Below are 19,013 nucleotides of genomic sequence, written 5' to 3'. Positions count from 1 at the left end.
GCCGTCAGCTCGCCGCCGCGCTGCTCAGAGCCGTGGAGAGGTCCCGCGCCACCTCCTGGAGCACCGGGACGATCCGCTCCGTGGCCTCCTCCGTCACCCGGCCCGCCGGGCCCGAGATGGAGATGGCCGCCGCCGTGGGGGAGCCCGGCACCGTGACCGCCAGGCAGCGGACGCCGATCTCCTGCTCGTTGTCGTCGATCGCGTATCCGGCCCGCCGCACCACCTCCAGCGCGGACAGAAACCCCTCGGGCGTCGTGATCGTCCTCTCGGTGGCGGCCGGCATGCCGGTACGGGCCAGCAGCGCGCGCACCTCCTCCGGCGGGGTGTGCGCGAGCAGCGCCTTGCCCACCCCCGTGGAGTGCGGCAGCACCCGGCGGCCCACCTCGGTGAACATCCGCATCGAGTGCTTGGACGGGACCTGCGCGACATAGACGACCTCGTCGCCGTCGAGCAGCGCCATGTTCGCGGTCTCGCCGGTCTCCTCGACCAGCCGCGCCAGATACGGCCTGGCCCAGGTGCCCAGCAGCCGTGACGCCGATTCACCGAGCCGGATCAGCCGCGGCCCGAGCGCGTACCGCCGGTTGGCCTGCTGGCGCACGTACCCGCAGACGACCAGGGTGCGCATCAGCCGGTGGATGGTCGGCAGCGGCAGGCCGCTGCTGGCCGACAGCTCGCTCAGCCCCACCTCGCCGCCCGCGTCCGCCATCCGTTCGAGCAGGTCGAAGGCGCGCTCAAGGGACTGGACGCCCCCGCCGTGCGCGGATTTGGCGGAGTCGGTGGTGCTGGCGCTGGACGGCGGCACGGCAACGGTCCTTTCGGGACGGGCGAAGCGGACGCGGCGGGCGAGCGCGGGCGGGGGCGGGCGGCACACGACGGCGAGCGCGGGTCGGACGGGCAGGGCAGGCATGCAGCCTACCGGCCGTGTGCACCGGCCCCCCGGTGTGCGGCCCGGTCCGCGCACCGGCCCCGCTTCGGGGCGACCCACGGACGTCTCCGCCGGTCGGGCGCCCGGCGGAGCTCGCGCGCGCCGGGCAACACGCCCGTAACGCGGGGGGCGTCCAGGTGCCCTTGACTGGTCCTGTGTCCGGAGTGAAGACTCCTTCAACAGTTCGTTGAATTCGCTGATACGTCCGGAAGGGCTACGCGTGTCCGATGTGCGTCTGGTGCTGCGCTCCACCCGTGTCGTCACCCCCGAGGGTGTGCGCCCCGCCGCGATCGCGGTCACCGGCACCACGGTCGGGGCGGTCCTGCCGTACGCGTGCGAGATCCCGGCGGGCGCCCGGCTGGAGGATGTCGGCGACGACGCCGTACTCCCCGGTCTCGTCGACACCCACGTCCACGTCAACGACCCGGGACGCGCCGAGTGGGAGGGCTTCGGGACCGCCACCCGGGCCGCGGCGGCCGGCGGTATCACCACCCTCCTCGACATGCCCCTCAACTCGCTGCCGCCCACCACGACCCCCGCCCATCTGGAGACCAAGCGCGCGGCCGCGCGCGGCCGGGTCCATGTCGACGTCGGCTTCTGGGGCGGCGCGGTGCCGGACAACGTGAAGGACCTCCGGCCGCTGTACGACGCCGGGGTCTTCGGTTTCAAGTGCTTCCTGTCGCCGTCCGGGGTCGAGGAGTTCCCCGAGCTGGACCAGGAGCGGCTGGGCCGCTCCCTCACCGAGATCGCGGGCTTCGGCGGACTGCTGATCGTGCACGCCGAGGACCCGCACGCCCTGGAGTCCGCGCCCCGGCGCGGCGGGCCCGCCTACGCCGACTTCCTGGCGTCCCGGCCGCGCGGCGCGGAGAACGCGGCGATCGCCGCCCTCGTCGCCCAGGCCGAGCGGCTCGACGCCCGGGTGCACGTCCTGCATCTGTCCTCGTCCGACGCGCTCCCGCTGATCGCCGAGGCCAGGCGCGCCGGAGTGCGGATCAGCGCCGAGTCCTGTCCGCACTTCCTCACCCTCACGGCGGAGGAGGTCCCGGACGGCGCGACGGAGTTCAAGTGCTGCCCGCCGATCAGGGAGGCCGCGAACCGGGACGCGCTCTGGCGGGGGCTCATCGACGGCACGATCGACTGTGTCGTCTCCGACCACTCGCCCTGCACCTCCGACCTCAAGACCCCCGACTTCGCCACCGCCTGGGGCGGCATCTCCTCCCTCCAGCTGGGGCTTGCGGCCGTGTGGACCGAGGCGCGCGGGCGCGGCCTGCCGCTGGAGGACGTGGCCCGCTGGATGTCGACCGCCCCCGCCGCGCTCGCGGGCCTGGCACGCAAAGGCGCGATCGAGGCCGGACGCGACGCCGACTTCGCGGTCCTCGCGCCCGAGGAGACCTTTACCGTGGACCCGGCCGCACTGCACCACCGCAACCGGGTGACGGCGTACGCGGGCAGAACGCTGTACGGCGTGGTCAGGTCGACCTGGCTGCGCGGTGTTCCGGTCGTCCGCGACGGTGTCTTCACCGATCCCGCCGGACGACTGCTCGAAAGGAACGACTGAACGTGTCAGAGACCCGGTTCACCGGCGACGCCCGGCCGTACGGCGGCGGCGACCCGTACGCCGACTACCGCCACGCCGACTTCCCCTTCACCCACCTCACCGACCTCGCCGACCGCCGGCTCGGCGCCGGGGTGACCGCCGCCAACGACGAGTTCTTCGCCGAGCGCGAGAACATGCTCAGGCCGGGCCCCGCCGCGTTCGAACCGGAGCGCTTCGGCCACAAGGGCAAGATCATGGACGGCTGGGAGACCCGCCGCAGGCGCGGGACCGGCGCCGACCGCCCCCACCCCGCCGACACCGACCACGACTGGGCGCTGGTACGGCTCGGTGCCCCCGGCGTCATCCGGGGCATCGTCGTCGACACCGCGCACTTCCGGGGGAACCACCCCCGCGCGGTCTCCGTGGAGGCCACCGCACTGCCCGGCACCCCGTCCCCCGACGACCTGCTCGCCGACGGGGTGGAGTGGACGGTCCTCGTACCCCGTACGGAGATCGGCGGCCACGCCGCCAACGGCTTCGAGGTCGGCGCCCGGCGGCGCTTCACCCATCTGCGGATCAACCAGCACCCCGACGGCGGGATCGCCCGGCTGCGGGTGTACGGCGAGGTCGTGCCCGACCCGGCGTGGCTCGGTGTCCTCGGAACCTTCGACGTGGCCGCGCTGGAGAACGGCGGCCGGGTCGAGGACGCGTCGGACCGCTTCTACTCACCCGCCGACAACACCATCAGGCCCGGCCGCTCCGGCCGGATGGACGACGGCTGGGAGACGAGGCGCCGCCGCGACCGGGGCCACGACTGGATCCGCTACCGGCTGGCCGAGCAGGCCGAGATCCGCGCCGTCGAGATCGACACCGCTTACCTGAAGGGCAACGCCGCCGGCTGGGCCACGCTCCGGGTACGGGACGGCGGGCCGGAGCCGGATGCGAGGGCGGAGACAGGGACGGGCCCGGCGGCGGACGGCGGCTGGACCGAGGTGCTGCCCAGGACCGCGCTCCAGCCCGATACGAACCACCGCTACGTACTGCCCGCCGGCGTGGTCGCCTCCGAGGCGCGGATCGACATCTTCCCCGACGGCGGGATCTCCCGGCTGCGGCTGTTCGGCTCCCTGACGGAGACCGGCGCGGCGCGACTGGCGGCGCGCCACCGGGAGCTGGGCGGCTGAGCGCGGGAGGCGGACCGGACCGATCCGGCCGGATCGGTCCGCGAGCGCCGGGGCGCCCGGGGTGGGCCACGTAGGGTGATCCAATGGCTGTTATCGAACTGGCGGACTACGGACCGGACTTCAACGTCAACCCCCACCCGTACTACGCGAAGCTGCGGGAGACGGGACCCGTCCACGAGGTGATCTCCCCGGACGGCATGCCGTTCTGGCTGGTCGTCGGATACGAGGAGGGGCGCGAGGCGCTCGCCGACCCCCGGCTCTCCAAGGCGCTGGAGACCATGGGGTACGAGTCGAGCGACGAGGCGATCATGGGCCCGCACGTGCTCACCCTCGATCCGCCCGACCACACCCGGCTGCGCAAGCTCGTCGCCCCCGAGTTCACCGCGCGCCGGGTGGAGCGGATGCTGCCGCGCATCCAGCGGATCACCGACGAACTCCTCGACGCGATGGGCCCGTCGGGACACGGCGACCTGGTCGACGCACTGGCCTTCCCGCTGCCCATCATCGTCATCTGCGAGCTGCTCGGCATCCCGCACGCCGACCGTGACACCTTCCGCGCCTGGACCAACGAGATCGTCGCGCCCACCACCCCCGACGGGGCGCGCGTCAACACCATCGAGCTGTGCGGGTATCTCGACGAACTCATCGAGGACAAAAGGGCGTCCGGCCCCAGCGACGATCTGCTCTCCTCGCTGCTGCGCACCGAAGCGGAGGACGGCGATCGGCTCTCGGCGGCCGAACTGCGCGCGTGGGCCTACGTCCTGCTGATCGCCGGACACGAGACCACGGTCAACCTGATCGCCAACGCGGTCCGCTGTCTGCTCGCCCACCCGGACCAACTGGCCGCGCTGCGCGCCGATTTCGGGCTGATCGACGGCGTGATCGAGGAGACACTGCGGTTCGAGGGCCCGGTGGAGACCAGCACCGTACGCTTCACCCGCGAGCCGGTCTCGTACGGCGGGACGGAGATACCGGCGCTGCGCACTGTCCTGGTCTCGCTCGCCTCGGCCGACCGCGACCCGGCCCGCTTCCCCGATCCCGACACCTTCGACATCCGCCGGTCCACATCGGGGCGGGGCCCCGGCCATCTCGCCTTCGGCCACGGCATCCACTTCTGCGTGGGAGCCCCGCTGGCCCGGCTGGAGGCCCGGATCGCCCTCCGTACGCTGCTGGAACGCTGCCCCGATCTGGCGCTCGACCCGTCGGCCGGGGCGTGGGACTGGCTGCCGGGGCTGCTCATCCGCGGGGTGCGCACCCTCCCGGTGCGCTGGTAGCCCGCAGGGCTGTCCCGTCCGAGGCGGCCGGGGGCAAGGCGGACCGGTCGCCCCGGAGCGTGCCGGGTGCCTCCGGCCGGATCACGCCGAAGGCACCCGCACGCTCTCAGCCGCCCGGGATCTCCGCCAGCCCCACCGGGCGGCGCTCGCGCCGCGACAGCTCGCACGCCTCCGCGATCCGCAGCGCGTGCAGCGCCTCGCGGCCGTCGCAGGGGTTCGCCAGAGCGCCGGTGACCACCTGGAGGAAGGCGTCCAGCTCCGCCTCGTACGCCGGGGCGAACCGCTCCAGGAAGCCGGGCCACGGATGGTCGCAGGCCGGCGGGCCCTTGGGCTCGGTCGAGGTGATCGGCGTACGGTCGTCGAGTCCCACCGCGAACTGGTCCAGTTCACCGGCCAGTTCCATCCGTACGTCGTAACCCGCGCCGTTGCAGCGGGTCGCGGTGGCGGTGGCCAGCGTCCCGTCGTCCAGGGTGAGCACGGCAGCGGCGGTGTCGATGTCGCCCGCCTCGGCGAACATCGCTGGCCCCGCGTCCGACCCGGTCGCGTACACCTCCACCACCTCCCGACCGGTGACCCAGCGCATGATGTCGAAGTCGTGCACCAGACAGTCGCGGTACAGCCCACCCGACAGCGGCAGATACCCGGCGGGCGGCGGCGCCGGGTCGGACGTGACCGCCCGGACGGTGTGCAGCCGGCCGAGCCGCCCCGACCGCACGAGCGCGCGCGCCGCGCCGTACCCCGCGTCGAAGCGGCGCATGAACCCCAGCTGGAGCACCGTCCCGGCGGCCTCGACCGTGTCCACCGCGCTCAGCGTGCCCGGCAGGTCCAGCGCGATCGGCTTCTCGCAGAAGGCCGGCAGCCCGGCCCGCGCGGCGCGGCCGATCAGGTCGGCGTGGGCGGAGGTCGCGGAGGCGATCACCACGGCGTCCACGCCCCACGAGAAGACCTCGTCGACGGAGGGCGCCGCCGTCGCCCCCGTACGGTCGGCCACCCGCGCGGCCGCTGCCGCGTCGGTGTCCGCGACGACCAGGGAGCCCACCTCCCGGTGACGGCTGAGCACCCCCGCGTGGAAGGTGCCGATTCGGCCAGTGCCGATGAGTCCGATGCGCATGCGCCCCAAGGTGGCCGCAGGGCGCTCACCCTGTCAAGCAATTGTCCGGACAACCTGACGTCCCGGCTTCCCGTCCCCCTGGCATACGACTACGCTCGGCGCGTGCCCCATCAGCCGAGATCATCCCGACCCGGACCGGAGACGGCCGGAAGCGAGACGGTCGGGCCGGAGACCGCCGGACCCGGGACAGACGCCCCGCCGCCCCCGGCCCCGTCCCCGCCGCCCCCGCCCGCGCAGCTCCAGCTCGGTGTCGACCGCACCAGCCCCGTCCCGCTCTACTTCCAGCTGGCCCAGCAGCTGGAGGCCGCCATCGAACGGGGCCGCCTCGCGCCGGGCAGCCTGCTCGGCAACGAGATCGAACTCGCCGGCCGGCTCGGCCTCTCCCGCCCCACCGTCCGCCAGGCCATCCAGTCGCTCGTCGACAAGGGACTGCTGGTGCGCCGCCGGGGCGTCGGCACCCAGGTCGTACACAGCCAGGTCAAGCGCCCACTGGAGCTGAGCAGCCTCTACGACGACCTGGAGGCGGCCGGCCAGCGCCCCGCCACCCGCGTCCTGCGCAACACCGTCGAGCCGGCCACCGCCCGGGTCGCCGCCGCGCTCGGCGTGCCCGAGGGCGCCGAGGTGCTGCTCGTGGAGCGGCTGCGGTACGCCCACGACGAACCGATGGCGTTCCTGCGCAACCGGCTGCCGATCGGGCTGTTCGACTGCGACACCCACCGGCTGGAGTCCACCGGCCTCTACCGGATGATGCGGTCCGCCGGAATCACCCTGCACAGCGCCCGCCAGACGGTCGGCGCGCGGGCCGCCACCGCCGAGGAGGCCGAGCGGCTGACGGAACCGGACGGCGCCCCGCTGCTCACCATGGAGCGCACCACCTTCGACGACACCGGCCGGGCCGTCGAGTTCGGCTCGCACGTCTACCGCGCCTCGCGCTACTCCTTCGAGTTCCAGCTCCTCGTACGTTCCTAGGGTCCGTCCGGCGGAGAGCGCCGCCCCCGCCCCGGCGAGCCGCCCCGGCCGTCCTTCCGGGGACTTTCCCGTACCCGATGGGTCACGCCGGGATGTCCATGACCGATACTTGGGCGCCGGGCCGGGTCTGTACGAGCCCCCGGCCGCACCCAGGACTACTTCAAGAAGGGCACGGCGTCGTGGCAACGGTTCGGACAGGGGTACGCGCGATGCGCGCGGTACTGGCTGCGGCCCTCGGGGTATCGGTCCTCGCGGGATGCAGCAGCACCGGCGGCAAACGGGCCGAGGAACGGGCCCAGCGGGCCGCCGAGGGGCGGTCCGCGGTCGACACACCCCGCTGGACCGTGGCCATGATCACGCACTCGGGCGACGGCGACACCTTCTGGGACATCGTCAAGAGCGGCGCCAAGCAGGCGGCCGTCAAGGACAACATCAAGTTCCTGTACGCCAACAGCGACGAGGGCCAGCAGCAGGCCCAGCTCGTCCAGTCGTACATAGACAAGAAGGTCGACGGGCTGATCGTCACCCTCGCCAAGCCCGACGCCATGAAGGACGTCGTCACCAAGGCCGTCAAGGCCGGCATCCCGGTGATCACCGTGAACTCCGGCGCGGCCGAGTCCAAGAAGTACGGCGCGCTCACCCACATCGGCCAGGACGAGTCCATCGCGGGCGAGGCCGTCGGGGAGGAACTGGGCGAGCGCGGCAAAAAGAAGGCCCTCTGCGTCATCCACGAGCAGGGCAACGTCGGTCACGAGCAGCGCTGCGCCGGCGCCAAGAAGACCTTCGATGGCACCATGCAGAACCTCTACGTCGACGGCACGAACATGCCCGACGTCCAGGCGTCCATCGAGGCCAAGCTCCAGACCGACCGGAGCATCGACTCCATCGTCACCCTCGGCGCCCCCTTCGCGGACGCCGCCGTGAAGGCGAAGGAGAACGCGAACAGCAAGGCCGAGATCGACACCTTCGACCTCAACCCCAAGGTCGTCTCCTCCCTCAAGGCCGGCACCCTCGGCTTCGCCGTCGACCAGCAGCCCTACCTCCAGGGGTACGAGGCCGTCGACCTGATCTGGCTCTACCGCTACAACGGGGACGTCCTCGGCGGCGGGCGCTCCGTCCTGACCGGCCCGCAGATCATCACCGAGAAGGACGCCGACGCGCTCGCCGAGTACACCAGGCGGAGCACCCGGTGAGCACCACCGCACCCCCCGCCCACGACCGCCCCGGCGCCCCCGGCCGCGACGAACGCCTGCTGCGCACCTCACCGCTGCGCAGGCTGCTCGGCCGGCCCGAGCTGGGCTCGGTCGTCGGAGCGGCGGCCGTCTTCCTCTTCTTCGCGGTCATGGCGGACTCGTTCCTCCAGCTCTCCAGCTTCGGGACCGTCCTGTACGCGGCGTCCACGATCGGCATCATGGCCGTCCCGGTGGCCCTGCTGATGATCGGCGGCGAGTTCGACCTCTCCGCCGGGGTGATGGTCACCAGCTCCGCCCTGATCTCGTCGATGTTCAGCTACCAGATGACGGCGAACGTCTGGGTGGGCGTCGGGGTGTCGCTGCTGGTCACGCTGGCCTTCGGTGTCTTCAACGGATTCCTGCTGACCCGTACCAAGCTGCCCAGCTTCATCATCACGCTCGGTACGTTCCTGATGCTCACCGGCCTCAATCTCGGTGTGACGAAGCTGATCAGCGAATCGGTGTCGACCAAGACCATCGGCGACATGGAGGGCTTCCCCTCCGCCCGCGCGGTCTTCGCCTCCCAGCTGTCCCTCGGCGGCATCGACCTGAAGGTCACCATCCTGTGGTGGGCCGCCCTCGTCGCGCTCGCCACCTGGATCCTGCTGCGGACCCGCTTCGGCAACTGGATCTTCGCGGTGGGCGGCAACGACGACGCCGCCCGCGCGGTCGGCGTCCCGGTGGTGCGGACCAGGATCGGGCTGTACATGGGGGTGGCCTTCTGCGCCTGGATCTCCGGCCAGCACCTGCTGTTCTCGTTCGACGTCGTCCAGTCGGGCGAGGGCGTCGGCAACGAGCTGATCTACATCATCGCGGCCGTGATCGGCGGCTGTCTGATCACCGGCGGCTACGGCTCCGCCATCGGCTCGGCGGTCGGCGCGTTCATCTTCGGCATGACCAGCAAGGGCATCGTGTACGCGGAGTGGGACCCGGACTGGTTCAAGTTCTTCCTCGGAGCGATGCTCCTTCTGGCCACCCTGCTCAACGCCTGGGTGCGCAAGCGCGCGGAGGCTTCCCGATGACCCTGGTCGAGCTCGAGGACGTCAGTAAGTACTACGGCAATGTGCGGGCGCTGGAAGGCGTCTCGCTGGAGGTCCACGCCGGCGAGATCAGCTGTGTACTCGGTGACAACGGCGCCGGGAAATCCACCCTGATCAAGATCATCGCGGGGCTGCACCGGCACGACGCGGGCGACTTCCTGATCGACGGCGAGCCCACCTCCCTGGCCTCCCCGCGCGAGGCCCTGGACCGGGGCATCGCCACCGTCTACCAGGACCTCGCCGTCGTCCCGCTGATGCCGGTCTGGCGGAACTTCTTCCTCGGCTCCGAGCCGACGAAGGGCGTCGGCCCGTTCAAGCGGCTCGATGTGCCCCTGATGCGCGAGACCACCCGTACGGCGCTGCTGCGCATGGGGATCGACCTGCGCGACGTCGACCAGCCCATCGGCACCCTGTCGGGCGGTGAACGCCAGTGCGTGGCCATCGCCCGCGCCGTCCACTTCGGCGCGAAGGTGCTGGTCCTGGACGAGCCCACGGCGGCGCTCGGCGTCAAGCAGTCGGGTGTGGTGCTCAAATACGTGGCCGCCGCGCGGGACGCGGGACTCGGAGTGGTTCTCATCACGCACAACCCTCACCACGCGTATCTCGTCGGTGACCGCTTCGTCCTGCTCAAGCGCGGAGTGATGGCCGGCAGCCACACCAAGGACTCGATCACCCTGGACGAGCTGACGCGCCAGATGGCGGGCGGTTCCGAGCTGGAGGAGCTGAGCCACGAGCTGGAGCGCGCCCCCGCACCGCCCGTCCCCGGCGCTCCCGCGCCCGACGCGGCCGGCACGGGACCGGCGGACGGGGCGGGTGCCGAGCGGCCCGAGGGGAACGGCCCGCCGGCCGCCGACGGGAACCCCGAGCGCTGAACCGGCGTTCTGTTCTTCCGGAGGACCCGTTCTTCCGCAGGACCCGCTCTTCCGGGAAAGACCCTCCCGTACGGCCCCGCCGTACGACCCGCTGTGCGGCCCCCGCCGGGCCGCGCAGCGACCCCGCCCGCCCCGGATGGCACAATCTGGCAGGGCGGACACCGTCCGCCGCCGCTGCCCGTCCGGGCCAGCCGGCCCCCGACCCGCAGGGACGACACGACTCGTGCGAGCACCCAGCCGCCGCCCCACTCGGTACGGCAAGACTGAGCCGACGGCCACGAGGGGGACGCGCCGATGAGCACCTACCGCGACTTCGCCCACCGGGGCACCGCGCGCGCCACCGTGCTGCGGACCGTGGGCACCAGGGAGCGCCGCTCCCTGCTCACCGCGCCCCGGGTGCCGACCGTCGGCATCGACATCGGCGGTACGAAGGTGATGGCCGGCGTCGTCGACCCGGACGGCAACATCCTGGAGCAGCTCAGGACCGAGACGCCGGACAAGTCCAAGAGCCCCCGGGTCGTCGAGGACACCATCGTCGAGCTGGTCCTCGACCTCTCCGACCGGCACGACGTGCACGCCGTCGGCATCGGCGCGGCCGGCTGGGTCGACGCCGACCGCTCGAAGGTGCTGTTCGCCCCGCACCTCGCCTGGCGCGACGAGCCGCTCAGGGACGCGCTCTCCTCCCGGCTCGCCGTCCCGGTGATGGTCGACAACGACGCCAACACGGCGGCCTGGGCCGAGTGGCGCTTCGGCGCCGGACGCGGCGAGGACCATCTCGTCATGATCACGCTCGGTACCGGGATCGGCGGCGCCATACTGGAGGACGGCCAGGTCAAGCGCGGCAAGTTCGGCGTCGCCGGCGAGTTCGGCCATATGCAGGTGGTCCCCGGCGGCCACCGCTGCCCCTGCGGCAACCGGGGCTGCTGGGAGCAGTACAGCTCGGGCAACGCCCTCGTACGGGAGGCCAGGGAGCTGGCCGCCGCCGACTCCCCGGTCGCGTACAACATCATCGACCGGGTCAAGGGCAACGTCCACGAGATCACCGGACCGCTGATCACCGAGCTGGCCCGCGAGGGCGACGCCATGTGCGTCGAGCTGTTCCAGGACATCGGCCAGTGGCTCGGCGTCGGCATCGCCAATCTGGCCGCAGCGCTCGACCCGTCCTGCTTCGTCATCGGCGGCGGGGTCAGCGCGGCGGACGATCTGCTGATCGGGCCCGCCCGCGACGCCTTCCGCCGTAACCTCACCGGCCGCGGCTACCGCCCCGAGGCCCGGATCGCCAAGGCACAGCTCGGCCCCGAGGCGGGCATGGTCGGCGCCGCCGACCTCTCCCGGCTGGTGGCCAGACGCTTCCGCCGCGCCAAGCGCCGCCGTGTGGAGCGCTACGAGCGGTACGAGCGCTACGCGCAGGCCATCCGCAACCCGCGCACGCCCCAGGACCCGGCGTCATGACCCTCGGAAGCGTGCGCGACAGTGTCGTGGGAGGCGCCGGGGGACCGGGCGACGGCGGCCCCGGCGAGGTCCCCGGCCCGGGGTCCGGCGGCCGGCCGCCGGAGGACCGGCAGCACCGCAACCGGCGTCGCTGGCTGACGGCCGTCGTCATCGTGCTGCTCATCGGCATCCCGGCGGGCTATCTGCTGATCTCCGCCGGGCAGAGCCGCGACAGCGGACGCGACAAGGAGATGGAGTCGTCCGCCACCGGCCTCCAGCAGCTGCGGCCGTCCAAGATGAAGCGGCGTGTCTTCGAGGTGCCCGTTCCGGACGGCGCCACGGACGTGCGCTACTTCGAGACGAGCAACTGGCGCACCAGCCGGCTGTACGTGCAGTTCGATGTCACCTCGGGGCGGCTCGACACCTTCCTGACCGAGCTGGGGACCACCCGCTCCGCGCTCAAGGCGGGCTCCCTGAACATCACCCCCCGCGACCGGGACGTGGTGGGCTGGAACTTCCACATCCCCGGCCACGACTGGGCGGGCCTCAGCCACCGGCAGGAGGGCCCCCGGCCCAGCCAGGACATCGTGGTCGACCTGACCGACCCCGGCTTCCCCCGGGTGTTCGTCGTCTCCTCCACAACGCCCTGAACCACACGTCCGGACGACACCACACGTCCCGGGCGGCCGGGGTCTCAGGTGTCCGGGTGCAGGAGGACCTTCGTCCAGCCGTCCTCGCGGGCGTCGAAGTGCCGGTAGCCCGCGGGGGCTTCGGCGAGCGGCAGCTCGTGGGAGACGATCCAGGACGGGGTGGCCTTGCCCTGCTCGATCAGCCCGCACAGCTGCCGGTTGTACGCCTTGACGTTGCACTGGCCGGTGCCCATGGTCTGCCCCTTGAACCAGTGCAGACCGTAGTCGAAGGCGACCTCGCCGTCCTGGTACAGGCTGTCCGGGCTGTTGGGGTCCTGCGGGACGAACACACCGACGACACCGATCCCCCCGGTGAACTTGACGGAGTGCACGAGGTTGTTGAGCGTGGTGTTGGGGTGTTCGTTTCCCTCGGCGTCGTGGGCCTGGTAGCCCACACACTCACAACCACGGTCCGCGCCCGCGCCGTTGGTGATCTCGTTGACCCGGTCGATCACCGAGCCCTCGCGGTCGTCGATGGGAGTGGCACCGATCTGTTCCGCCAGCGCCAGCCGGTCCGGGTGGCGGTCGACGACCATCACCCGGCCGGCGCCCTTCAGCGTCGCCGCGAGCGCGGCCATCAGACCCACCGGGCCGGCCCCGTAGATCACCACCGACTCGCCGGGCCGGAGACCGGCCAGTTCGGTGGCGTGCCAGCCGGTCGGGAAGACATCGGAGAGCATGACGTAGTCGCTCTGCCTCTCGCGTGCCTCTTCCGGCAGCACCAGACAGTTGTGGTCGCCGTACGGCACGCGCAGCAGCTCGGCCTGACCGCCGTTGTGCGGCCCCATGCCCGCGAATCCGTAGGCGGCGCCCGCCATGGTCGGGTCGGGGTTGGTGGTCAGGCAGTACGCCGTCTTGCCCGCCTCGCAGTTGCGGCAGAACCCGCAGGAGATATTGAACGGGAGACAGACCAGGTCGCCGACGCGTACCCGGTCGACGCCGTCCCCGACCGCGATCACCTCGCCCATGTTCTCGTGGCCCAGGACCCGTCCGGTCTCCATCTCGGTACGGCCCTCGTACATGTGGAGGTCCGAACCGCAGATGTTCGTCGTGGTGATCCTCACCAGCACATCGGTGGGGCGTTCGATGCGGGCGTCCGGAACATCCTTCACGCTGACACTGTGCGCACCGTCGTAGACCAGAGCCTTCATGACGTCGTACCTGCCTTCCGGCGCGCCCGGCGAGCGGAAAGGGGCGCCGGTGCGCGCGGTGGTCGGGCGGTGCCGCGTGGACACTCCGCCCGGGGCGGTTCATCCGTTGAATCAACACTCCCATCTCTCACCGAGCTGTCAAACGGCAGGTGAAACACCACGTCACCGGCGCGATGGCGGGCCCGGACGCGGTCGGCGGTGTTTGTCGGCCCGCTCTCCGGGCACCTGACCGTACGAACCGTACGACCCGATTTGTCACCCTCCGGAGTCGAACGTGAGCGTCGCCCGCGAGCCGGGCAGGCCCGGCTCGCCCCCACTCCGGCGGCTGCGGGGGTCCCCGGCGCACTCGGGCCGGCGCACTGCGGAAGGAGCGGTACATGAACAGCGAAGAACTCACCGAACTGGCACAGCAGCTGAGGGTCGACTCGGTGCGCGTCGCCGACACGGCGGGGTCGGGACATCCCACCTCCTCGATGTCCGCCGCCGATCTCATGGCGGCTCTCCTCGCCAACCACCTGCGCTACGACTTCGACCGCCCCGACCATCCGGGCAACGACCGGCTGATCTTCTCCAAGGGCCACGCCTCGCCCCTGCTGTACTCCATGTACCTGGCGGCGGGCGCGATCGACGAGGAGGAGTTCCGCACCTACCGGACACTGGGCAGCCGGCTGGAGGGCCATCCCACCCCGCGGCTCCCCTGGGTCGACGTGGCCACCGGCTCGCTCGGCCAGGGACTGCCCGTCGGTGTCGGTATGGCTCTCGCCGGGCAGCGGCTCGGCCACACCCCGTACCGCGTGTGGGTGCTCTCCGGCGACAGCGAGATGGCCGAGGGGTCCGTCTGGGAGGCGATCGAGCACGCGGGGGACCAGCATCTCGACTCGGTGACCCTCGTCATCGACGTCAACCGGCTCGGCCAGCGCGGGCCCACCCGCCATCAGCGGGACCTGGACGCGTACGGCCGCCGGCTGCGCGCGTTCGGCTGGCACACCGTCGAGATCGACGGACACGACATGGACGCGGTGGACGCCGCCTTCGACGAGGCGAAGTCCACCCTGCGCAAGCCGACCGCCATCATCGCGGGCACCCGCAAGGGGCGCGGTGTGCACACGGTCGAGGACCGCGAAGGCATGCACGGCAAGCCGCTGCCGGACGCCGCGAGCGCCATCGAGGAACTGGGCGGACGGCGCTCGATCCGGGTACCGGTGGCCAGGCCCGCCGAACCGGAGACCGCCCCCCGCACCCGGCACGGAAGCGACACCGTCGAACTGCCCCGCTACGACGTGGGCGACGAGGTCGCCACCCGTGACGCGTTCGGCAAGGCGCTCGCCGCCCTCGGCACGGCCCGCGAGGACGTCGTCGTGCTGGACGGCGAGGTCGGCGACTCCACCCGCGCGGAGTTCTTCGCCAAGGAGCACCCCGAGCGCTACTTCGAGTGCTACATCGCCGAACAGCAGATGGTGGCCGCCGCCGTCGGGATGCAGGCGCTGGGCCTGTCCCCGTACGCGTCGACCTTCGCGGCGTTCCTGACCCGCGCCCACGACTTCGTGCGCATGGCGGCCGTCAGCAGGGCCTCGCTCACCCTCGTGGGCTCGCACGCGGGCGTCGCGATCGGCCAGGACGGCCCCTCCCAGATGGGCCTGGAGGACCTCGCGATGTTCCGCGCCATACCCGGCAGCACGGTGCTGCACCCCTGCGACGCCAACCAGGCGGCCCAACTGGTCGCGACCACCCACGAGTTGTCCGGCGTCCGCTATCTGCGCACCCTCCGGGGGAAGACGCCGGTCATCTACGGTCCCGACGAGCGCTTCCCCATCGGCGGCAGCAGGACACTGCGCCGTTCCGACGCGGACCGGGTGACGCTCATCGGTGCCGGGACCACCGTCCACGAGTGTGTCGCGGCGGCCGACGCCCTCGCCCGCGAGGGCATCGCCGTGCGCGTCATCGACCTCTACTCGGTCAAGCCCGCCGACGAAACCGCGCTCGCGGCAGCCGCCGCCGACACGGACTGTCTGATCACGGTGGAGGACCACCACCCCGAAGGCGGGGTCGGGGACGCGGTGGCCGAGGTCTTCGCGGACGGCCGCCCCGCACCGAAGCGCCTCGTCCGGCTGGCCGTGGGGAACGTGCCGGGCTCGGCGACGCCGGAGGAACAACTGCGGTCCGCCGGTATCGACGCGGAGTCCGTCGCGGCGGCGGTCCGGCTGCTGGTGGACAGGATCATGGTCTGACGGCGGGGGAGGGGCCGCCCGCCGTCGGACCGTTCACCGCACCCGCTCACCGGCCGTCGCGCCCGGCCCCGGCGCGCTCGCCCCGCACCGTGTCGACCAACGCCACCGGATCACAGGGCAGTTCGTCGCCGCGCCACGCCACATGGCCGTCCGGGCGGACCAGCACGAAGGCCCGCTCGTAGAGCTTGGCGACCTCCTCGTCGCCCCCGCCCCGCACGGTCAGCGGCACGCCCCGCTCGGCGAACGCGCGCTCCACGCCCGCGAGTCCGTCGTCGCCGCCGAAGCGCAGCAGGACGAAACCGCGGCCGAAGAGGTCGAGCGTGGAGGTGGTGGCGTCCCACCACGCGTGCGCGGCGCGGTAGCCGGGCTCGCTGCCGGGACGCCAGCCGGCGTCCGGTGTCCCGGTGCGCACCGGTACACCGGGGTCCTCGATGACGGCGGGGGAGCGGTAGCGCAGCCCGAAATGGATCGCCGGGGCGTCGAACTCCCGCTGCGCGCCGCTGTCCGCCAGCCGCTTCGCCATCTCCCTGCGGGCCTGTTCGCCCTCGGGCCCGTCGAGATGGATCTCCGGTGGCACGGTCCTGCGCAGGGTGCGTTGCAGGTTGACGTTGGCCTCCTCGACGCTCGCCACCGCGATCGGCCTGCGCTCGGTCTCGTAGGTGTCCAGCAGCCCCTGACCGGCCCAGCCGTCCAGTGCGGCGGCGAGTTTCCAGCTCAGGTCGGCGGCGTCGCCGATGCCGGTGTTGAGGCCGAAGCCGCCGGCGGGCGCCAGGGTGTGCGCCGCGTCGCCGGCGAGGAAGACGCGTCCGGCCCGGTACCGGTCGGCGACCCGGTGGGTGAGATGCCAGGTGCTGTCGCTCAGCAGCTCCACCGGGGTGTCGAGGGCGAGTGCGTCCCGGATGAGTGCCATGGCGTCGGCGCCGCCGGTCTCGTCGTCGTCCGCCCCCACGACCAGGTTGTAGAGGTCGCTGCCGTTCAGCGAGCGCATGGGGAAGCGCACGGTGGACGACAGCATGAGGAAGTAGAGAAGGGCGGCGCGGCCCCCGAGCCGCTCCTTCAGCTCGGGGGCGCGGAAGAGGATGTTGCGGAAGACCTGCGCACGGTGACGGGCCGGCGCCTCGATCCCGCAGGCGCGCCGGATGGGGGAGGAGGCGCCGTCGCAGGCGACCACGAACCGCGCCCGGACGGTGCCGGTCCTGCCGGTGGCGTGGTCGGTGAGGTCGGCGTCGACGTGGTCACGGGCCTGACGCACCTGGCCGACGGTCGTGAGGAGCCGGAGCGGGCCCTCCGGGTGGACGCCCACGGCCCGGGTCAGCACCGGGTTGAGCCAGTGCGCCGGGCACACCTGGTCCGGCTCGGGGGTGTGCGCGAAGGCCGGACGGTTCCGGGCCGTTCCACGGCGGTACCGGTGGATCTCGTGGCCGCCGACCCGGGTGACCCAGGCGATGTCCAGGGGATGGTCGGCGGGCCATCCGGCGTCCCGGACGGCGTCCGCGACACCCCAGCGGCGCAGCAGCTCCATCGAGCGCGGGCCGATCGTGCTCACCTTGGGATGCCGGACCTGCCCGTCCCCGGCGTCCGCGACGACGCAGTCGATCCCGCGGTACGTCAGGTCCAGCGCCATGGCCATCCCGACCGGACCGCCGCCCACGATCAGCACGTCGGTCCGTTCACCGGACGGTGTCATCCCGTCCCGCCTTTCGTCTCCGGCCCCGCTCACGGGCGTTCCGCGATGACCAGGAGGCAGCCGAAGTCGTCGACTCCCGCCAGGTCGGACGGGCGGAAGGCGTCGTCGGCGAAGTCGAAGTTGCCCTCGTTCATGGCCGCGGGGCGGTCCTCCGCCGCCGCGACCTTCCCCAGTTCCTCGGCGAGACGCAGCGTGGTCTGCTCCGTGATGTCGAGGATGCCGCGCAGCCGCAGGCCGGAGCGGTGGAGCAGGGCGACGTAGTCGTCGATGTCCGCCGTGGTGGACATCAGGTCGCGGCAGAACTTGTCGATGCCCGGGTGCCGTACCTCCTTGCGCGGGTGGCGCTCGAACACGTCGGTCAGGACGAGCCTGCCGCCCGGGACGAGGACCCGGGCGACATCGGTGAGCACCTGCTGCCGGTCGGGCATGTGGCAGAGCGACTCCAGCGCCATCACGGCGTCGAACGCCCCGTCGGCGAAGGGGAGTTTCATCGCGTCGCCGTGCTGGAAGACGGCCCGCTCGGCGAGCCCGGCCTCGGCCGCCAGCCGGTTGGCTGTCCTGATCTGCTCCTCGCTGATGCTGATGCCGGTGACGCGGGCCCCGGTGTGCCGGACGAGCCGCAGGCCGGGGCCGCCGACCCCGCAGCCCAGATCGAGGACATGGGACGAACCGTCCACCTTCAGCCAGTCGGTGAACACGTCGGTGAGCCGGTCCATCGCCTCCTCGATCGTGGCCTTGGAGTCCGGTGTGTCCCAGTAGCCGATGTGCACGTTGGTGTTGAAGGTGCCGTCGCGCATCGCGCTCAGCGTCAGCCGGTCGTACAGCTCTCCGACGGCTCCGGGTACGGGCAGGATACGGGCGGATTCGGTCATGGCAACGGCCTTTCGGTTCGGGTGTCGGGAGGGTGGTGCGGCGCCGGCTCCGGCGCACGCGTGGCGCGGGTGTGCGCGCGGTGGTCGGTCGCGGTGGTCGGTCGCTGTGGTGGTTCGCGGTGGTCGGTCGCGCTGTGGTCGGGAGGGGCGGCGGTCCGTGCGGGTCAGGCGTCGGCGATCACCGCGCCGTCCGGGGCCCACCCCCGCTCGATCTCCTGGCAGCGCGCGTAGTCCGGCAGCAGCCCCCGCTCCCACGCCTCGGCCAGCGTGGGCGCCGCCCGGTCCCGGTCGGAGAGGATCGGCTCGCGGCCGGTGAGCGGCAGCCCGAGGGCCGGATCGAGGACGGACAGGGCGAGTTCGTGCTCCGGTACGTAACTCCCGGAGAGCATGTACGACATGACGGTGTCGTCCTCCAGCGCCACGAACGCGTGGCCCACCCCCACGGGGAAGTAGCTGGTCCGGTGGTCCTCCTGGTCCATCAGCACCGTGTCCCACCGGCCGAACGTCGGCGAGCCGGTCCTGATGTCGACCACGATGTCCAGGGCCTTCCCGCGTGCGCAGTAGACGTACTTCGCGGTACCGGGCGGTGTCGAGGTGAAGTGGATGCCTCGTACCACGCCCCGCCGGGACACACTGTGGTTGGTCTGCGCGACGCGGAAGAACGGGGCACCGTGCGCCTCGGCGAAGGCGTCCCCCTGGAACGGCGAGATGAACAGGCCCCGGTCGTCGGGGAAGACGCGGGGGGTGAACTCCAGTGCGCCCTCGACGGCGAGTTCGCGTGCTTTCACAACTGCTCCCATGGCTGGACGGACGG

At 72.2% G+C, this 19,013-nt stretch carries 16 protein-coding genes; 10 read left to right on the top strand and 6 right to left on the bottom strand.

The window, feature by feature from the left end:
• Positions 1-4: 4 nt before the first annotated feature.
• Positions 5-802 carry an IclR family transcriptional regulator gene (locus tag ACFY6S_RS05615; RefSeq protein WP_388823174.1) on the bottom strand — a complete coding sequence of 266 codons (798 nt, stop codon included), beginning with the start codon at positions 800-802 and terminating at the stop codon, positions 5-7.
• Between the two features lie 343 nt (positions 803-1,145).
• Here ACFY6S_RS05615 and allB point away from each other — a divergent pair, with 343 nt between their 5' ends.
• The 3 genes from allB (at position 1,146) to ACFY6S_RS05600 (ending at position 4,917) form a co-directional block, all read left to right on the top strand.
• Entirely contained in the window at positions 1,146-2,483 is a 1,338-nt protein-coding gene (gene allB, locus ACFY6S_RS05610) for an allantoinase AllB (RefSeq protein WP_388823171.1), read from the top strand.
• A gap of 2 nt (positions 2,484-2,485) precedes the next feature.
• On the top strand, positions 2,486-3,643 hold the full coding sequence (gene alc / locus ACFY6S_RS05605) for an allantoicase (RefSeq protein ID WP_388823169.1): 1,158 nt from the start codon (positions 2,486-2,488) through the stop codon (positions 3,641-3,643).
• An 83-nt stretch (positions 3,644-3,726) separates the two neighbouring features.
• Positions 3,727-4,917, top strand: coding sequence for a cytochrome P450 (locus ACFY6S_RS05600; protein ID WP_388823167.1), 1,191 nt, complete (start codon positions 3,727-3,729; stop codon positions 4,915-4,917).
• 106 nt (positions 4,918-5,023) lie between these two features.
• Here ACFY6S_RS05600 and ACFY6S_RS05595 read toward each other — a convergent pair whose 3' ends face one another.
• Positions 5,024-6,028 (bottom strand): Gfo/Idh/MocA family oxidoreductase, encoded by a 1,005-nt coding sequence (locus ACFY6S_RS05595; RefSeq protein WP_388823165.1) that lies wholly within the window; start codon positions 6,026-6,028, stop codon positions 5,024-5,026.
• 285 nt (positions 6,029-6,313) lie between these two features.
• Between ACFY6S_RS05595 and ACFY6S_RS05590 the strand changes: the two genes are divergently transcribed.
• From ACFY6S_RS05590 to ACFY6S_RS05565, 6 genes are all read left to right on the top strand, one after another.
• Entirely contained in the window at positions 6,314-6,997 is a 684-nt protein-coding gene (locus ACFY6S_RS05590) for a GntR family transcriptional regulator (RefSeq protein ID WP_388823864.1), read from the top strand.
• A gap of 209 nt (positions 6,998-7,206) precedes the next feature.
• A complete protein-coding gene (locus tag ACFY6S_RS05585; protein ID WP_388823862.1) occupies positions 7,207-8,190 on the top strand; it encodes a sugar ABC transporter substrate-binding protein in 984 nt (327 codons plus the stop codon).
• Positions 8,187-9,251 carry an ABC transporter permease gene (locus tag ACFY6S_RS05580; protein WP_388823163.1) on the top strand — a complete coding sequence of 355 codons (1,065 nt, stop codon included), beginning with the start codon at positions 8,187-8,189 and terminating at the stop codon, positions 9,249-9,251. The genes ACFY6S_RS05585 and ACFY6S_RS05580 overlap by 4 nt, the downstream gene beginning before the upstream one ends.
• Complete coding sequence (locus ACFY6S_RS05575; protein WP_388823161.1) at positions 9,248-10,141, top strand: ATP-binding cassette domain-containing protein; 894 nt, start codon at positions 9,248-9,250, stop codon at positions 10,139-10,141. The genes ACFY6S_RS05580 and ACFY6S_RS05575 overlap by 4 nt, the downstream gene beginning before the upstream one ends.
• A gap of 294 nt (positions 10,142-10,435) precedes the next feature.
• On the top strand, positions 10,436-11,593 hold the full coding sequence (locus ACFY6S_RS05570) for an ROK family glucokinase (RefSeq protein WP_388823158.1): 1,158 nt from the start codon (positions 10,436-10,438) through the stop codon (positions 11,591-11,593).
• A complete protein-coding gene (locus tag ACFY6S_RS05565; protein WP_388823156.1) occupies positions 11,590-12,222 on the top strand; it encodes a hypothetical protein in 633 nt (210 codons plus the stop codon). The genes ACFY6S_RS05570 and ACFY6S_RS05565 overlap by 4 nt, the downstream gene beginning before the upstream one ends.
• A gap of 44 nt (positions 12,223-12,266) precedes the next feature.
• Here ACFY6S_RS05565 and ACFY6S_RS05560 read toward each other — a convergent pair whose 3' ends face one another.
• On the bottom strand, positions 12,267-13,412 hold the full coding sequence (locus ACFY6S_RS05560; protein ID WP_388823154.1) for a glutathione-independent formaldehyde dehydrogenase: 1,146 nt from the start codon (positions 13,410-13,412) through the stop codon (positions 12,267-12,269).
• Between the two features lie 377 nt (positions 13,413-13,789).
• Between ACFY6S_RS05560 and ACFY6S_RS05555 the strand changes: the two genes are divergently transcribed.
• Complete coding sequence (locus ACFY6S_RS05555; RefSeq protein ID WP_388823152.1) at positions 13,790-15,640, top strand: transketolase; 1,851 nt, start codon at positions 13,790-13,792, stop codon at positions 15,638-15,640.
• 46 nt (positions 15,641-15,686) lie between these two features.
• Here the strand turns inward: ACFY6S_RS05555 and ACFY6S_RS05550 are convergent, their stop codons facing one another.
• The 3 genes from ACFY6S_RS05550 to ACFY6S_RS05540 form a co-directional block, all read right to left on the bottom strand.
• Positions 15,687-17,327: an FAD-dependent monooxygenase gene (locus tag ACFY6S_RS05550; RefSeq protein ID WP_388823150.1), complete on the bottom strand. Its 1,641-nt coding sequence runs from the start codon at positions 17,325-17,327 to the stop codon at positions 15,687-15,689.
• A 29-nt stretch (positions 17,328-17,356) separates the two neighbouring features.
• Positions 17,357-18,199: an SAM-dependent methyltransferase gene (locus tag ACFY6S_RS05545; protein ID WP_388823148.1), complete on the bottom strand. Its 843-nt coding sequence runs from the start codon at positions 18,197-18,199 to the stop codon at positions 17,357-17,359.
• Between the two features lie 164 nt (positions 18,200-18,363).
• On the bottom strand, positions 18,364-18,999 hold the full coding sequence (locus tag ACFY6S_RS05540) for a dTDP-4-dehydrorhamnose 3,5-epimerase family protein (RefSeq protein ID WP_389461518.1): 636 nt from the start codon (positions 18,997-18,999) through the stop codon (positions 18,364-18,366).
• Positions 19,000-19,013: the final 14 nt, after the last annotated feature.

It is taken from the genome of Streptomyces sp. NPDC012835 (genome assembly GCF_042900885.1).
GTDB lineage: Bacteria > Actinomycetota > Actinomycetes > Streptomycetales > Streptomycetaceae > Streptomyces.
The sequence above is the reverse complement of the archived record's forward strand: the minus strand, read 5'-3'. Positions and strand labels throughout refer to the sequence as shown.